The following is a 16,636-nucleotide window of genomic DNA, read 5'->3' on the forward strand; positions in this document are numbered from 1 at the left end:
ACGACGATGCAGAGCTTGTATTTCTAGTTACCACACAGGCAACCGAAGAGTAGACAACCTAATTTTTCTGGCAAGAAATAAAACCAGACACAATTACAACAGTTTGGACTAATGGCTAGATTGAAATGATTGTAAATAAATCATGCCGCCACGTTTAGTAAACACACCACAATAAATTACAAAGAGGACGTGGCTGATTTATTTGGCTATGCAGTAATTGCATATTACGCGGTGGTAGCCGTAGGCGCGGCGAACGACCACCGCTGAAGAGAAAAGCAAGAAAGCCCAACGAGGCCAATGCCTGCTGGACTTCGCAGGGGAAATGCTTGGCTTGCAAAGGACTTGAGCGCTATCAGTTCGAGACTTTGCTCACATCCTTGCAAGACGCCCTTCCACATAAAAACCCAGTACAACACCCGCCCCATCAGCGCGCGAAACGAAAAAAACGTTACGCAACAGCTGGCAGATAGATTTTACAAATAGACCATCTAAAAATCGCCAAAAAACGGCGACAAAACAATGACGAGTGGTGATTACCTAACGATCAGCAGCTCGATACTCTCGCCACCTCAGCACCGGGCAGGTATCGCGACAGGCGTCACCAATGGAAGCCACACCAACATGGGAGAGACCAGGTGCATTGACTAGCGTTCTATCCCTTGGAGTAGCGCCATGATCGACCTAACCACTTGGAACCTCACCATCCCCGTAGGTGTTCATGCGACCACCATCGAGACACCCGCACTGGCCGGCGGCTATCAAGACCATTACTTTCAGTCAAAAGACGGCACCATAAGCTTCTGGGCGCCGGTCAACGGCACAACCACCGCCAACTCGGATTACCCGCGCAGTGAAATGCGCGAAACCTACGCCGACGGCACCCTGCGCAACTGGACCTACAGCGCAGCCACTAACGTGCTCAGCGCTACCGCCAAGATCACCCAAGTGCCGTCAACCGGAGTGATCGCCTTCTCCCAGATACACACCAAACAAAGCACATCGCCGCCACTGATGCTGGGCTATCAGTATTCCCCCAGCACCGGTTACGGCAGCGTAGTCATTGCCTTTCGCGGCAAGCCCAGTTATGCGGACTCAAAGAAAATCGTGCTGTCGAGCAAGATCAAGCTCAACCAAGATTTCAGTTACGAAATCAACCTGGGCAAAGACGGCACCCTGAAAATAGGCCTGATTGAACCCAGCGGCACGATCAAGACCTGGCAGGGCAAACTCGACAAAGCCTGGAAAAGCCATTCGCTGTACTTCAAAGCCGGCGTTTACACCCTAGATAACAGCGGCTACGAAACCGAAGCAGGCGCGGCAACGTTCAAGCAATTGAAGCTTGAACACCGCTAAATATCATCACCAAGGGCGGGCAGCAGCTGAATCTGTCAGCCACCAATTTGCTTAGCCCTCATGCGACTCTAGCCCCGGAAACCCCGTATGCCAGATACAAAAAGCCCCCGCAGGCTCTCGCCGGCGGGGACTTTTCAGTTAGCTAGAACCGGTATCAGTACTTGGCCTTCTTGGCTGCGCGGGTGCGCTCGCCTTCGTCCAGGACCTCCTTACGCAGACGGATCGGCTTCGGCGTGACAACTGGAGAAACTAATCGTGGACTACTCCCGATTGTCTTTGTCCTCTCTCAGGCTGCCGCCGTGGCCATAGCCGTTGTACTACGCGCTCGATCACGACGCTTCTTATTCGCAAGGCTATAAGATGCCGTGCCCATCAACGCAATGGCTTCTCGATGGCATCAAGTAACAGCGGGACTTCCTCAGCAAAATCAATCTCGTCCGTTTCATCATGAACGTCCACAAAGAGACGACGCTCAATGGAAAAAAGGGAACGGATTTATTTATTGAGCCAACCTAACTGACTGAAAAATAAATCCGCCCCCTTTTTCTATTGGTCATCAAGCAATAGGCGTAGACCTTTACCCCAAATACATCTTTGAGTTCGCGAAGGTCGGCGAGATAGCGCTGATAATCTTCGGCAGCGGCAAATACCACCTGCCGGTTATGACCACGCTGCACAACATGGTGCGGGCAGTTCGGTAAAACGACTCGGCCCATCCTAGGCATAAGTAACCCTCCATCCGTGGAGCTTTTAGACTAGCCAAGATCAGGAAAAATAAATCTGTCCCATTTTTCTCAGACATATAAACCAGGAAAAATAAATCAGCCCCCTTTTCCTCACTAGGTCAATTAGCCGCCAGTTTTGTTCGAAGCACACCATCGTTCTCAAGATCCTGGAGGAAGTTATCGACCATGGATTTTACTGCATTGTTTTTAGCACTCTGTACATCAATAAAAAGGAAAGTCAGCTCGTCCGAGTCACGGTGATACTCATAGTTCTTCAGGATATCATCACCCTCCATGACGGAAAAACTTGCCTCATATCTGTACTCATATGGCATCGGCAGCAGAAATATCGTAAGCGCTCCTAGCATCATCTTCCCAAAATTGGCGGCTCCAGAGCCCTTCTCCTGACGATCAAAAGCCACCATGACTTTATGTCGCGCCAAGCCGTTATTGATATCAACGCGCTGAAACTTACCAGACGCCCTGAGCGCGCTCAGCACGAACAGATGAGTCTGATCCGTATAGGTACTGCAGCCATACTGCCCGCAGCTTGTACTCTGATGTACATAACCATCATTCACCATTACGGAAATATAGGGATACTCCGCACCCGACGCATAGGCGTGCGTAGAAAACTTGTTAGGTGCTGCGCACCCAGCCATGAGCAAAACCAAAACACCTAAACAAACAACCCTTAGCATTTTAAGCCTCCATGGGCGTTATTTTTTGATAAGCGGAACTGAAAAGGGACCACCAAAAAGGAACGAGAAGTGAGAAAAAAGAGAACGGATTGGTTTATTGAGCCAACCTAACTGACTTAAAAATAAATCTGCCCCCTTTGTTTCTTTTGCACCATTAAACCGGGTGACTTCTTAATAAGCTGTCAATATCCTTAGATGCTATACCCGGAGCCCCCGCATTAAGCCAACTTTCAAACTCGTCAGGGAAAGGCGTCAGGTGTTTTCCATCCCTCTCTCCCTCGACAGCCGAATTGCCAAAATCAGAAACAAATCTTAGGTGATGAGCCGTAACTATCCACAACCGTCGAAGCTCGGGCTCTTGAGGGAAACCTTCCGACGCATCGGAAATATAGGAAGACTCTCCTTCAAGTAAATCCAGTTCGTCTTTTGCGCGCCCAATAGATACAAGAATTTTAATCGCTTCAATCTTTCCCATACTTCGCCCCGCCTGTCAGTGAGTGCATTTCACGCTACTGTTAGACACCCCAACATTCTTGAATCCTAATGAATTCATCGTTTTTCCCAAGAGCGTATTCCATACAGCCTGTTCTTTAGACAGCCCTGATGATGTTCCAGATTTAAATACTTCAAGATTTGTATTGCCTAGCTGAGCCGAAAAATAAATCTGTCCCCTTTTTCTACGGGTAGTTCGGTAAAACTACTCGGCCCATCCTAGGCATAAGCAACCCTCCATCCGTGAAGCTTTTAGACTAGCTAAGATCAGGAGAAATAAATCTGTCCCCTTTTTACTCTACGGCTGTGGCAGCGCCTTAAGAGGCAGTAAATCAGAAGCTTTACCGGCAGATAAAACAACACCGGCGCGAGGCCGGTGCTTGATATATAGCTCAACAACAAAAGCAGTAAGAACTAGTTAATCGGGGTCTGTCCCTTATTGTTCCGAGTCGTCATGGTGTCTCCGGTCAAGTGGGCAGTTTCCTGCCAATTGGCCGTTTACACAAAATCTAGGACACCCTCATTAATCGTGGTCTGACCCCTATTATTCCACGACTATTGCGCTAACCAAGCGTTGACGTGCCGTCGCGAGAGCTTGCCCAGCATTAGCGATACTCTAGGCAAAAGCCCTTCTTGGCGCGAAGCAGCTGAGACAATGGCTTCAAGAAGCCCTGTTGCAACAGCAGTTACAAGATCAGAGTTACTGCTATTCATTGCAGACTCAATCAGGTGAAATCTTCGTTGATTAGCATCCGCTCCAGCAGAGTTAAATTCATCCACCATTCGCTCACCAAGTGCGGCGAACAGTATCGTAACAGGCGGTTCATCAGGTTCCCAATACTCTAATGTTTCCCTAAGAGCGGATTCCAAAGCGGGCGCTTGAGCAATAAGCGCCGCAATAAAGCCGCGACAATCCTCATCCATTAATACCCCCTCAGAGCGTTGCTCATATCACGAATGACATTCTCAGCTGCTGCCCGGTCACCTGGCGCTGCAGTCGAGTTCCGGTCTAGCCACTTCTGCAATGCAACAATACTGTCTGTTGCCTTTTGTGAGTGAAAAGCACCACCAACAGGTTGGCCAGTTGCCAACTCCTGGCGTATGGCAGCTGCTGTGCTGCCACTACCAACCGTCGCATTAGGTCGGTATAGCGGATCAATCAAACTTGCGAGTTTCTTGTCAGAAACAACCGGCTTTTCCATTGCAGCTCGAAGTCCATCTTTGTACATCTCATGCGATGTTCGGTTAGCTGCCTCACCAATCCCTTTTGCATCACCCGAAACCACCGGCTTACTGGCCAACGTTTGATTAGCCAGCTTAACCTCTTCGGCTAGCTTGTTCTCTGCAGCTTTTTTGAACGGTGCCAAATCCTCAGGAGACGGAGCTTTACCCGCCAGCAAATTATTCAGTTTGGTCGCTGTTGCAACCACATCAGCAGAGACCTTGCCAGGCACTTTGCCCATTACGGCAAACATACCGGCGAGCTTGGCAGCTTTTGCAGCGGGGCCCAGTACATCCCAAAGAGCCGGGCTAATGACCTCCGAGAAGATCATCCCGGCCTGCTTCACACCGCTTACCCTATCTAGCCTCTGCTCCTGGTACGCTCGCCAGCCGGGCGCTAGAGCATCTAGTTCCGCAGCAAGATCCGCTGCGTTCTTTTGGGCTAGCTGCTGCACCGCATCACTTGCTAGTAATTTTTGCTCTTGTTCAGTTTGGTAAGCAGCCTTTGCTTGCATATCCGCAAGTTGCTGACGCTGTTCCGGACTTTTCGCAAGCAACTCTTGCGCCGCCGTGCGCTCATGACTCAGTCGAATTTCTTCGGCCTTGGCAGTTTCGACCTGAATATCTAGAGTCCTTAACTCGCCCTTTTGAACATGAGCCATCCCCTCGACGAAGCCTTGCGCATTGCTACTCAGGCCCTTCAAATTGCCCAAGGCATCCAAACCGCCTTGAATTTCCAACCGAATCTCTGAGCAATTTCCGTTCCTGCTACAGTTGTTAAGCCTTTTATTGTTCTCTGCACTGCGCTGATTGAATTCCCGCCTTACCTTATGCTCGCAGTCTGCGTTACCCGCGCAGAGGCTAAGTTTGGCATTCATCTCGTCAACGTCAGTGTGATTCAGAAAGTTGTTCTGCGTCGCATTCGCCGCCACCGCCGCGCCCGCATTGACATCGCCATCAACCGCAACCGCTGCCAGCACTCCGACTACTTGTGAGGCGGCCAACAAGCTCCGCACACCCTGTTCGTATTCTGGAGTGCCTTTGACGAGGTTGTCTGGCAGTAACTTACTTGCAAGCAGGCTGACCAGCGCTTCATTAGCCCCAGCTGCCAATGCGCCAGTGCGGAAGTCGCCACCCATTGCCTCGGCCATTAAGCCGCCGAGTGCCGCGTGCATAACAATCTTCGACAGGCTGCCATTCTGGAACTGGTTGCCGATTTCGTTCGCCCCAACCGCTCCAGCAATACCAATACCAGCCCCCACTGCCGCAGCGCCCAGGTTGTCTTTGAAACTACCGCCATACACAGCGGTTTTGATCACGGCGTCAGACGCGATTTTTATGCCTACGAGTTGGGCACTGTTGGAGTCAAAGCCAAGCTTCGTCGGGTTGTAGCCGAACTGTTCACCAATCCCCGCCGTTGCGCCGGCCACCACATAACCCTTGATGGCATCCGAAGAGGTGACGTCCTTGGCCACTGCCCCAAGATCACCGCGATTATTGATGGTGCTTACTGTGGCCTTGGTAGCCACGCTAACGGTTACAGCCTGAGTAACCGTGCCGCCCAAGCCACCTGCCATTGGACCAATAATGAACGACAGCGCAATCGCAATAATCAACTGCGACGCTGGCCCAAGCCCTGAATGCTCATACTTAAAGGCGTCATGAATCTCCTTCACCTGCCGCCAATCAACATCCCCGCGCGCTTCGGCCTGTTTCAGCCAAGCCAGCTCCGGCTCGGCCTTGACCATGGCATCAATGGTCTGGCTAACGGTTTTCTGATCTACCTGTTTAATGTCGATCTTTAGGCCATCGACGGCCTTAATAACCACGTCGCCTTGGGCGAGCAGCACACTCTGACGAAGGGTTTCGTCTGTTGTCCCCTTTCCTTCCATGGAGGTCCAGAAAGCGTTGTCATCACTCTTCTCGTGACTCTCCTGCTCCAGATCCTTCACCGCCTCGAAGGTGATGCTGCCACCGCTGTCCAGGGTCAGGTCGCCGCCGCTTTCCAAACGGGCTTTTTGATAGAGCTGGTTGCCTTCGCTGACCAAGGTCAGGTCGCCACCAGTGGTGATGCTGGTACCGACATTACGCACGCTAGTGGTTTCATCTCGCTGGGTTTTCTTGCTGCCCCAACTGCCCTTCTTCTTGTAGTCGTAGAGGTGATAGTCGCTGTTTTGCGCGGCCAGCACGTTAATCTGCTCGCCGGCATACAGGTAAGCCTCGTTACCGGCTTTAAGCGTGCTCGCGCTTAACAGCAGATTTTCACCAGCAACCACACTCAGATCACCGCCAGCCTCAATCTCAGCTGCCTGCTGGCGCACAGTCGAGTCTTCTTTGTTGATCTTCTTGCCATTGCCTTTGTAGCGGTACTCGCTGCTGCTTTCGTTGGCCGCAGCCGCGATTACCACATCACGCCCAGCCGCCAGAGCGATATCCCCGTCAGCCTTGACCTTGCTGGCAATGACCGCGATATCTCTGCCCGCCTCGGCCTTGAGGTCGCCGCCTACCTGCACGTCACTGCCGTATTGCGTGGTACTGGAGGTTTCCCAGAAGTGACGCTTGTCTTTACGCATCTGGCCGTTTTCGGCCTGAGCGGAGGCGATTACCACGTCGCCGCCTGCACTCAGATCGGCATTACCACCAGCCTTGAGACTGCCACCAATATTCTGGATATCGCGGCCTGCGGATAGGGTCAGGTTATTGCTGGCTTCAATACCGGCAGCCTTGTCGACCACACTAGTGAGCTGGTTGAAATTGCGGCCGCTGCGCGACTCTTGGGTGATGCTGCGCTCGTTGCTGATATCGCCTGTTAGGGCAATAGCAGTGACGTCCTTACCGGCGATGATGCCGCCTTGGGCGTTGCGAATGCTGTCGGTGGCGAGCAGGCTCAGGCGCTCACCGGCTTGCATCAGGCCACTGTTGCCGATGTTATTGGCGGTAGCGCTGAGGTTCTTACTGGCGCGTAAGGTGCCGCTGTTGATCAGGTTGCTGCCGCTGATCAGCGCCACATCCTGCCCTTGAATCAGTGCACCGCCGGGGGCGAGGCGGTCATTGGCTTGGGCCAAGTACAGCACAGGCACCAATACCTTCTGACCATTTACCACCTGCTCCTGCATCCAGACGATGTCATGGGTCAGGGCGGCAACCTGCTCGCTGCTCAGGGCGATGCCGGGTGCCAGATTGAGCGCTTGTTTGCTGGCGATGGCGTTGTCCATCAGGTACTTGAACTGCGCTTCGTCCGAGTTCAAACCCGCGAGGAAGCGCTTGCCGGTGCGGGCGGCTATGGCCTGCTGGATCAGCCGTTGTTCGTAGAGGCCATCGCCCAAGCGGCGCTGGGTTTGATCCGGGTTGTAACCCACCGCGTCGAGCAGGTAGCCCGAGTTAAGGAAGTTACTCAGGCTGGCGAAAGCCGGGCTGGTTTCTACCAGATAGGGGTAGCCGGGGTCGTTATTAACCTTGAACAGCCCATTTTGCCCTTGCGGCAAGCTAAAACTGGGCAGTGCCAGTGGGTTGACCGCCTGCTGGGCGAGGTCGGCGGGTAGCTGCGCATTGAGCTGCACGACCAATGGCTGGCTACTGCCTGCTACTTGGGTGTCGAGGTTCTGCGCAGGGCCGGCCGCAGCCGCCTGATTGTTCAGTACTGAGGAGTTGGTCAGGCTTTGCGTGGCCTGAATGCTGACATTGCCGCCTGCCTGGATGATTGCCGGTGCCCCGGAACCATCGGGGGTGTTGGTTTCAATGTCGCTGACCAGAGTCCAGCGATATAGCGCGCTCGGCACTTCTTTGGGCAGTGGCTGGGCGTTGTATGGGGTGATGTAGTTGTCGCGAAAACGCTCGTCGGTGCCGTCGGTAACACGGCCAGTGTTGAATCGCCGCGTGCGCTCGATAATGCCGCTGGCCGCGCCCATGTTTTCCAGGGTGATGCCGGTGATATTGATATTGCCGCTAGCACTCAGGCTGCTGTAACGGTTGGCAATGGTGTCGCCCTGGATCGTCAGGTTGCCACCACTGTGGATTCTGGACGCTGCGGAGTCCTCTTCCACAGTGGTAACAAAGCGCTCGCGGGCCACATAGTCGACGTTATGGTGGTCGCCACCGCAGTCGTAGCAAACTACGCTGATGCTGCCAGAAGTGAGTTGCTTACCTGGGGTAAACAGCTCTTTACGGTTGGTCAGAGTTGCCGCTCGCAGGCTCATGTCGCCACTGGACTCGATGCTGCCGGAACGGTTTTCTAGCAGGGCCGACTTGTTGCCAGCAGCATCCTTGGCAATGGTCAAAGCGCCAAGGCTGAAGATATCGGCATAGAGGTTGCTGATGCGGTCAGCCAACAGCTGCATGTCGTTACCGCTGAACAGCAGACCGCCTTGGTTGAGCAATTGCGCTGCTTCAATATGCAATGCCACAGCGCTACCCAGGGTACCGAGGTTGCTGAGGCTGGCCGCTTTGACGTTCACGTCATTGACGGCGGTGATCTTGCCGGCGGTGCTGAACACAGTGCCGATATCAAACTGCGCACCACCCGCACTGCGCACCTCAGCATCACTGCCCAGATCAGCACTGCCAGCTGTGAGGCCCAGGTCACCTTGCGCCAGCAGCTTGCCATTACCGTTGTAGGCATCGGTTAAGGTCAGATTCAGCGTACCGTCGGTTTCGATTGCGCCGTCGTTGAGCCAACGCTCGCCGCTGGTGTTGATGCTGCTCTCAGTAATCAGTGCACCACTGGCCGTTTGCGTGAGGCGATTGATATTGATACTGAGCGTTTTGGCTTGCAGCGAACTGGTATTGGTCCACTCATCAAAGCTGAGATCGACCGCACTGTTGGTGATAAAGCGGCCACCGGCCTGACCGAGTGCCGTCAGGTCCAGGTTAAATCCTTGAGTACCGGTGTGACGCACTGTACCGCCGAGGTTACTCAAACCCACGCTGCTCAGGGTAAATACGCCGCTGCCGATCTCGACTAAGCCGGCGTCGTTATTGAACAGACCACCCAGAGCAAACCGGCTGGCGCTTTCACCACCCAGAGCACGCAACTTGCCGCCACTGTTGCTGAGAGTGTTAGCGGTCAGTTGCAAGTCGCTGGCGGATTCAACCAAGCCGTCTTGGTTATTCAAGGCAGCGCTGAGCTGAAGATCCAGCGCGCTGCCGGCCAGGGTGCCGCTCTGGTTATCCAGGTTGGCAGCCGTTACGGTGATGTTTTGCAGGACCAGGATTTCGCCGCCCTGGTTGTTCAGCTGGGTGCCGCTCAGGTCGAGGCTCTGCTGCGCGACGATACGCCCGCCGCTGTTTTCCAGTGTCTGCGCGTTGAGCGTTGCGTCGCTGGCGCTGAGCAGTTTGCCGGCGCGGTTATCCAGCGTTTGCACATCGGCATTCAAGCTGCCGTGGGAGGTGATGGTGCCGGAGTTAGTCACCTTGCTGGTTTGCAGGCTGAGCGAGGCCGTGTTGTTAAGGCTGCCATCGGCACGCACGCCCGCCTCGACCACGCCCTGGTTGAGCAGCTCGCCACCCTTAACGGTTAGCTGCTGGGCGGCTGCCAAGCTCTCCTTGACCTGGGCCTGGCCACTGGCTTCCACCACAGCACTGCGCCCGGCAAAGGTGTCGGCATTCAGCTCGATGTTCTCGGCCTTGAGCTGCAGGTCACGGCTGGCGGCAGTGCGCGCCATGCTCAGCTGGCCATTGGCGTCGATCTGAATATCGCCGGCACTGGCGGCCATATCACCGGCCAGTTTCACGCCCACGCCGGCTTCGGTACCGACCAGGCGAATAGCCCCGGCGTACATGCCGCCCAGCGCTGAACTGTCGATGGCCAGCAGTGGCTTATCACTGCCGTCATCTGCCTTGGCCTTAGCGTTGAGCGTGGCGGCGTCGACTTCGTTACGCCCGGTAATCACATTCAGCTGGCTGGCATACAGCTCAGCATTGATCTGCGCGCTGCGGGTGATCAGGTCGAACTGGCTGACATTGCGCGCATTAAGGCCCGCGCCTTCGATGTTGATCTGCCCGCCTTCGACATCAAAGCGATCCAGACGCCCGCCTTCGATAATCGGCTTGCCGGTGCTGAGGGTCACGCGCGGTGTATTGATAAAGCCGCAACCGTCGCAGCTGATGCCATGCGGGTTAGCGACGATGACCGCAGCGGACTTGCCGGCCACTTCGGTGTAGCCCTTGAGCTGACTGGGGCTACCGCCGTTGACCTCATTGAGGATGATATTCGCCGCCCCACCCTTGAGGTTGGGGTTACCCATCACATAGCCGCCCAGCTGCGTCTGCACCACCGCCTGAGCGCTGTTATTCAAAATCAGCCCTTGCTGGCTGACGTTGAAGTCGGTGAACTTGTTATGCGACAGACCACTGCCATTGGGCGTGGCGATATTGACCATGGGCACGCCATTGGCTGCCTGGGTCACCGCGGCATTGCCGCCGGCCTGTGCATCCAGCGCCAGTTCAGCCGCCGTGGAAACAATCGGGTTAAGGAACAGTACGCCGATCAGGACACAGGCAATGTTTTGGAAAAATGGCGTGCGAACGTCCATGTAATAACTCCAACCCGTAGGGCTATAAAGCAGAATTCAGAAAAATCAGAAAAACAGGTCGACCCGGAAATACACCGGATGCTCCTGACGCTCGATGGCGTCCGGGCGTTCCAGTGAACGGGCGAAGGTCAGCGAGGCGGCCAAGTGCTGACCACGAGCACTCAGCTCGATGGCATTACCGGAGAGGCGACCATGCTGGTCCGGGTTGTAACGCCCGCCGCTGATCACACCCATGTCGTAGGCGAATGCCACGCCGTATTCACTGACAAAGGGCTGCAGCGGTTGCCAGCTAACCGCCTTGCGCCAGCGCAGCTGGTTACGCCAGTACGCGCCGCTGTCGCCGGACAGCGATTGCTCCTTGAAGCCACGCACCGAGCTGAGGCCGCCCACGCTGATGCGTTGCGGGCTGAACAGCACATCTTCACTGCGCTGGCCGTTGGCCAGGCTGTCGAAGCTGAACGACTCGCCCCACAGCTGAAACGGCTGCAGGTAGCTCAGGGTTAGGCTGTATTTGTTGTAGCGCGCCACGGGCTGGCCGCCTTGCGGGTTGCCACTGCGCTGCGCATCAAAGGCACCGGTGCCGTGTTGCCAGCCGATATCGGCGTTGACGAAAGCGCTGCCAATACGCCGACCATGGTTAAAGCCCAACTGCGCTTCGGACAGTCGCTGGCTGGAGACATCGATCCGATTACCAAGGATAAAGTTGTTGCTGTTCAGGTGACTGACACCCAGGCTCGCGGCGGTTTTACTCAAGCTGTCGCGGTGCAGTACACGTTCGGCACGCAAGGCGTGGGTTTTGCTGTCGCCATCCTGATCGAAGGCGAAGCCATTGGCTTCGCTTTGAGTGCGGTAGTAGCTCTGGCTGTAGCTGTAATTGAAGGTCCACCAGCCGTACGGCAGGCTGTAATTGAGGCTCTGATTGTGGGAGTGGCGGTAGCTGTCGCTGACCGCATCACCGCCGGCGCGCAGGCTCAACTGATCGGCCAAGCCCAAGGGACTGTCCCAGTCCAATCCGAGGCCCCACTGTTGCTCACCGGTACTTAACTGGCCATCGTTGTGCCGCGCCAGGCTGACGCGCCACGGCTTGCTGCGCTGGCCTTGCAGCTGCACGCGGCTGCCACCAACCTGCTCACCCGGCACCAACTCCAATTGCGCCTGACGCGATGGTAGGCGATTGAGTTGCTCGACCAACTGCTCAAGCTCGCGCAGGTTCAGCACGCGCTCGGTCGCACCGGGAAAGCTCATAGCCAGTTCCCGATCCGAAGCCAGCTCCGAGCTGTTCAAGCCTTCAAGCCGACCTTCGACCACAGTGACCTGCAGCGTGCCGCTGGCTAGATCTTGCTGCGGCAGGTAGGCACGCGTGGTGACATAACCACGACCGAGGTAGTGATTGGTGATGTCCTTAAGCAGCTGATTGAGCTGACCAACGCCCAGACATTGGCCGTTGTAGGGTTTGAGAATACTGGCCTGATCGGCTGGGCTGAGCAGCGTGGCGCCGACCAGATTAATCTGTTCGATGGCAAAGCAGCGCTCGTCTTCAGCAACGGGTTGCGCGGGTAGTTGCTCGACCTTGCCAGGCAATTGGCGCAACTCATCCAGGCGGCGCTCCTGCTCTTGCAGCAGACGCTCCTGACGTTCACGGATAAGGTCCCGATCACCTGGCGTTTGCGCCAGCGATACAGCGGGAACAAGGGTACACATCAGCCAGACGGCCAAAAAACGGCCGGGAGCCATTATTAGCGTTGCACAGCGACGGCGCGCAGGGTGGCTGCCAGGGATGGCAGGCCATAAAGGGTTACTACGAAGGGACATGCCTTCAATCCTTTGAATAGCGGATTAACAGAGGAAAATGCGGCGCGCATTAGAACACATGGCGAGTTGCCATCATCCGCGCGACGCGTGACCTACCTCACAGAACCAGCCGTTCATCCTGAACTTCTGACCACTGGTTGCTGTCGCGGCGAGCCTTACACAAGGCGCCCACGATTGAGAAGCAGCGCAGCTAAATGCCAGACATAAAAATCGTTGAGAGCATTATTCAATCGTCGTACAGGGGAGTGGCCACACGCGGCGACAGCCCAATAAAAAAGCCCCCGCAGGCTCGCGCCGGCGGGGGCTTTTTAGTTAGCTAGAACTGGATCAGTTCTTGGCCTTCTTGGCCGCGCGGGTGCGCTCGCCTTCGTCGAGGATCTTCTTACGCAGACGGATCGACTTCGGCGTAACTTCGCACAGCTCGTCGTCCTGGATGAACTCCAGAGCTTGTTCCAGGGTGAATTTCACCGGCGGAACCAGAGCGATGGTTTCGTCTTTACCGGAAGCACGCATGTTGTCGAGCTTCTTGCCTTTGGTTGGGTTAACACCCATGTCGTTGTCACGGCTGTTCAGACCAACGATCTGACCGTTGTAGATCTCTTGACCGTGCTCAACGAACAGCTTGCCACGCGCCTGCAGAGTTTCCAGGGAGTAGGTCAGCGCCTTGCCGGTTTCAACCGATACCAGAACACCGTTCTGACGACCGGACATGTCGCCGGACTTCATGGTGTCGTAGCGATCGAAGATCGAGGTCAGGATGCCAGCACCGTTGGTCAGGGTCAGGAACTGGTTACGGAAACCGATCAGACCACGAGCAGGGATGTTGTACTCCAGACGCACACGGCCTTTGCCATCCGGCACCATGTTGGTCAGGTCGCCCTTACGCAGACCCATCTCTTCCATGACCTTGCCCTGGGATTCTTCCGGGGTGTCGATGGTGACGTTTTCGAACGGTTCCTGCTTCACGCCGTCAACCTGACGGATGATCACTTCCGGACGACCAACACCCATTTCGAAGCCTTCGCGACGCATGGTTTCGATCAGTACCGAGAGGTGTAGCTCACCACGGCCAGATACTTTGAACTTGTCAGCCGAGTCGCCTTCTTCAACGCGCAGTGCCACGTTGTACAGCAGCTCTTTGTCCAGACGCTCCTTGATGTTACGGCTGGTGACGAACTTGCCTTCTTTACCGCAGAACGGCGAATCGTTGACCTGGAAGGTCATGGATACGGTCGGCTCATCCACGGTCAGCGGCTTCATCGCTTCAACGTGGTTGATGTCACACAGAGTGTCGGAGATGAACAGCGAGTCCATGCCGCTGACGCAGACGATGTCACCCGCGGTGGCTTCTTCAACGTCGATGCGGTGCAGGCCGTGGTGACCCATCAGCTTGAGGATTCGACCGTTGCGCTTCTTGCCGTCGGCGTCGATAGCGATCACCGGAGTGTTCGGCTTGACCTTGCCACGCGCAATACGGCCAACACCGATGATGCCGAGGAAGCTGTTGTAGTCCAGTGCCGAGATTTGCATCTGGAACGGACCGTCAACGTCTACAGCCGGGGACGGCACGTTGTCGACGATGGACTGATACAGCGGGGTCATGTCTTCAGCCATGTCGGTGTGATCCAGACCGGCAATGCCGTTCAGGGCCGAGGCGTAGACGACTTTGAAGTCCAGCTGCTCTTCAGTAGCACCGAGGTTGTCGAACAGGTCGAAGATCTGGTCCAGAACCCAGTCCGGACGCGCGCCTGGACGGTCAACCTTGTTGATTACCACGATTGGACGCAGACCGGCTTCGAAAGCCTTCTTGGTCACGAAACGGGTTTGCGGCATCGGGCCGTCTTGGGCGTCAACCAGCAGCAGCACGGAGTCAACCATCGACATCACGCGCTCAACTTCACCGCCGAAGTCGGCGTGGCCGGGGGTGTCGACGATGTTGATGTGGTAGCCGTTCCAGTTGATCGCGGTGTTCTTGGCGAGAATGGTAATGCCGCGCTCTTTTTCCTGGTCGTTGCTGTCCATCACGCGCTCGTCGTTGAGCTCACCGCGCTCAAGGGTGCCGGACTGACGCAGGAGTTTGTCTACCAGGGTGGTCTTACCATGGTCAACGTGGGCAATGATGGCGATGTTGCGTAGATTTTCGATCACGTGTGTATCTCGATCAGAGGATTCGGTGTGCCGCTTAGTCTAGGCGGCGAGTATTAACTAATTGCGATTTCTGCCAGGCGGCGTGAGCGTGTTAATCACGCCGCCTGTATGTCGGGAGGGCGATGGCGGATACTGCCGCCATTCAACCCGGGCGTTTTATGTCGGACGATAAACGCGCACATTGGCATGCCCCTCACTCAGTAAATGGTGGGCATGCAAACGACTCATCACACCTTTATCGCAATACAACAGGTACTGGCGCGCCTCATCCAGCTCTTTGAACTTGCTGTTCAGGGCATAGAACGGCAGCGCCATGACCTCGACGCCTGGCAAGGCGAGTGGCTCGTCCTCGGCGGCATCGGGGTGACGAATATCGATAATCACGTGACTGGCCAGCGCATCACTGACCTCCTCGATCTGCACGTCCTTGCCCAGCTCGTCGATCACTTTGTCGATCGGTAGCAAGGTCGCGCGCTCGAGGGCGCGCCCGAGAATGGCCATGTCGAACTGGCTCTCTTCATACTCGATGCGCAGCTTTTTCGCCTTGGTGGTCGGGTTGACCGAAATCACCCCGCAGTATTCCGGCATGTGCTTGGCGAACTCGGCGGTGCCAATGCGCGTAGCGGTGTCGATGATGTCTTGCTTGTGGCTGGCCAGCAGCGGACGCAGCACCAGCATATCGGTGGCCGAGTCGATTACTGCGAGGTTTGGCAGGGTCTGACTGGAAACCTGACTGATCGCCTCACCGGTGACCAGCGCATCAATTTGCAATCGTTCAGCCATGCGCGTGGAGGCGCGCAGCATCATGCGCTTGAGGATGACCCCCATCTGGCTGTTGTCGACTTTGCCGAGAATCTCGCCCAGCACTTCCTCGAACGGCACGCTGATAAACAGCACGCGCTGCGAGCTGCCGAATTTCTGCCAGAGGTAATGCGCCACTTCCATCACGCCCAACTCGTGGGCGCGGCCGCCTAGATTAAAGAAGCAGAAGTGGGTGACTAGGCCGCGGCGCATCATTTGGTATGCGGCGACGGTGGAATCGAAACCGCCACTCATCAGCACCAGGGTTTGTTCCAGCGAGCCCAGCGGGTAACCGCCTAGGCCTTCGTGCTGATGGTGAATAACGAACAGGCGCTGATCGCGGATTTCCATGCGCACGACAACGTCCGGATCTTTCAGCGAGATGCCGGCCGCGCCGCATTGCTGGCGCAATTGGCTGCCGACATAGCGCTCAACATCCATGGAGCTGAACGCATGCTTGCCGGCGCGCTTGCAGCGTACCGCGAAGATCTTGCCCGGCAGCTGATCGGCGAAGTGCAACTTGCACTTTTCCAGCACATCGTCGAAGTCGCCCAGTGGGTATTCATCGACTTGCAGGAAATGCGTAATACCTGGCGTGCAGCTCAGGCGCTCGACCATCGCCTGCAGGGTTTTCGGCTCACTGATCTGGGTTTCGACTTCCAGGTTGTCCCACACACCGCTGACCTGCAGCTGTGGATCGAACTCACGCAAAACCGAACGAATGTTCTTCGCCAGCTGCCGGATAAAGTGCTTACGCACCGGCCGACTTTTAATGGTGATTTCCGGGAAGACTTTAACGATCAGTTTCATGAAAACAGTGGGTGCCGAGGCCGCGAAAAAACAGGGGCGCGGA

Annotated in this window: 8 protein-coding genes and 1 pseudogene; 1 reads left to right on the forward strand and 8 read right to left on the reverse strand. The window is 55.7% G+C overall.

The window, feature by feature from the left end; genetic code table 11:
- The first annotated feature begins 672 nt into the window (after positions 1-672).
- Positions 673-1,353, forward strand: a complete 681-nt coding sequence (locus ACIGEK_RS01130; RefSeq protein WP_397491565.1) for a polysaccharide lyase family 7 protein — start codon at positions 673-675, stop codon at positions 1,351-1,353.
- Positions 1,354-1,901: 548 nt separating this feature from the next.
- Here the strand turns inward: ACIGEK_RS01130 and ACIGEK_RS01135 are convergent.
- From ACIGEK_RS01135 to thiI, 8 genes and pseudogenes are all read right to left on the reverse strand, one after another.
- A pseudogene (locus tag ACIGEK_RS01135) lies at positions 1,902-2,078 on the reverse strand (transposase); the annotation flags it as partial.
- Positions 2,079-2,197: 119 nt separating this feature from the next.
- Complete coding sequence (locus ACIGEK_RS01140; protein ID WP_397491566.1) at positions 2,198-2,779, reverse strand: hypothetical protein; 582 nt, start codon at positions 2,777-2,779, stop codon at positions 2,198-2,200.
- A 154-nt stretch (positions 2,780-2,933) separates the two neighbouring features.
- On the reverse strand, positions 2,934-3,254 hold the full coding sequence (locus ACIGEK_RS01145) for a hypothetical protein (RefSeq protein ID WP_397491567.1): 321 nt from the start codon (positions 3,252-3,254) through the stop codon (positions 2,934-2,936).
- Positions 3,255-3,826: 572 nt separating this feature from the next.
- Positions 3,827-4,195, reverse strand: coding sequence for a hypothetical protein (locus ACIGEK_RS01150; RefSeq protein WP_397491568.1), 369 nt, complete (start codon positions 4,193-4,195; stop codon positions 3,827-3,829).
- Positions 4,195-11,022 (reverse strand): DUF637 domain-containing protein, encoded by a 6,828-nt coding sequence (locus tag ACIGEK_RS01155; protein WP_397491569.1) that lies wholly within the window; start codon positions 11,020-11,022, stop codon positions 4,195-4,197. The genes ACIGEK_RS01150 and ACIGEK_RS01155 overlap by 1 nt, the downstream gene beginning before the upstream one ends.
- A 45-nt stretch (positions 11,023-11,067) precedes the next feature.
- A complete protein-coding gene (locus tag ACIGEK_RS01160; RefSeq protein WP_397493058.1) occupies positions 11,068-12,756 on the reverse strand; it encodes a ShlB/FhaC/HecB family hemolysin secretion/activation protein in 1,689 nt (562 codons plus the stop codon).
- A gap of 405 nt (positions 12,757-13,161) precedes the next feature.
- Positions 13,162-14,982 carry a translational GTPase TypA gene (gene typA, locus ACIGEK_RS01165; RefSeq protein WP_397491570.1) on the reverse strand — a complete coding sequence of 607 codons (1,821 nt, stop codon included), beginning with the start codon at positions 14,980-14,982 and terminating at the stop codon, positions 13,162-13,164.
- Between the two features lie 156 nt (positions 14,983-15,138).
- Entirely contained in the window at positions 15,139-16,593 is a 1,455-nt protein-coding gene (gene thiI / locus ACIGEK_RS01170) for a tRNA uracil 4-sulfurtransferase ThiI (RefSeq protein ID WP_397491571.1), read from the reverse strand.
- Positions 16,594-16,636: the final 43 nt, after the last annotated feature.

The sequence above is a fragment of the Pseudomonas sp. NPDC079086 genome, from assembly GCF_044542155.1.
Classification (GTDB): domain Bacteria; phylum Pseudomonadota; class Gammaproteobacteria; order Pseudomonadales; family Pseudomonadaceae; genus Aquipseudomonas.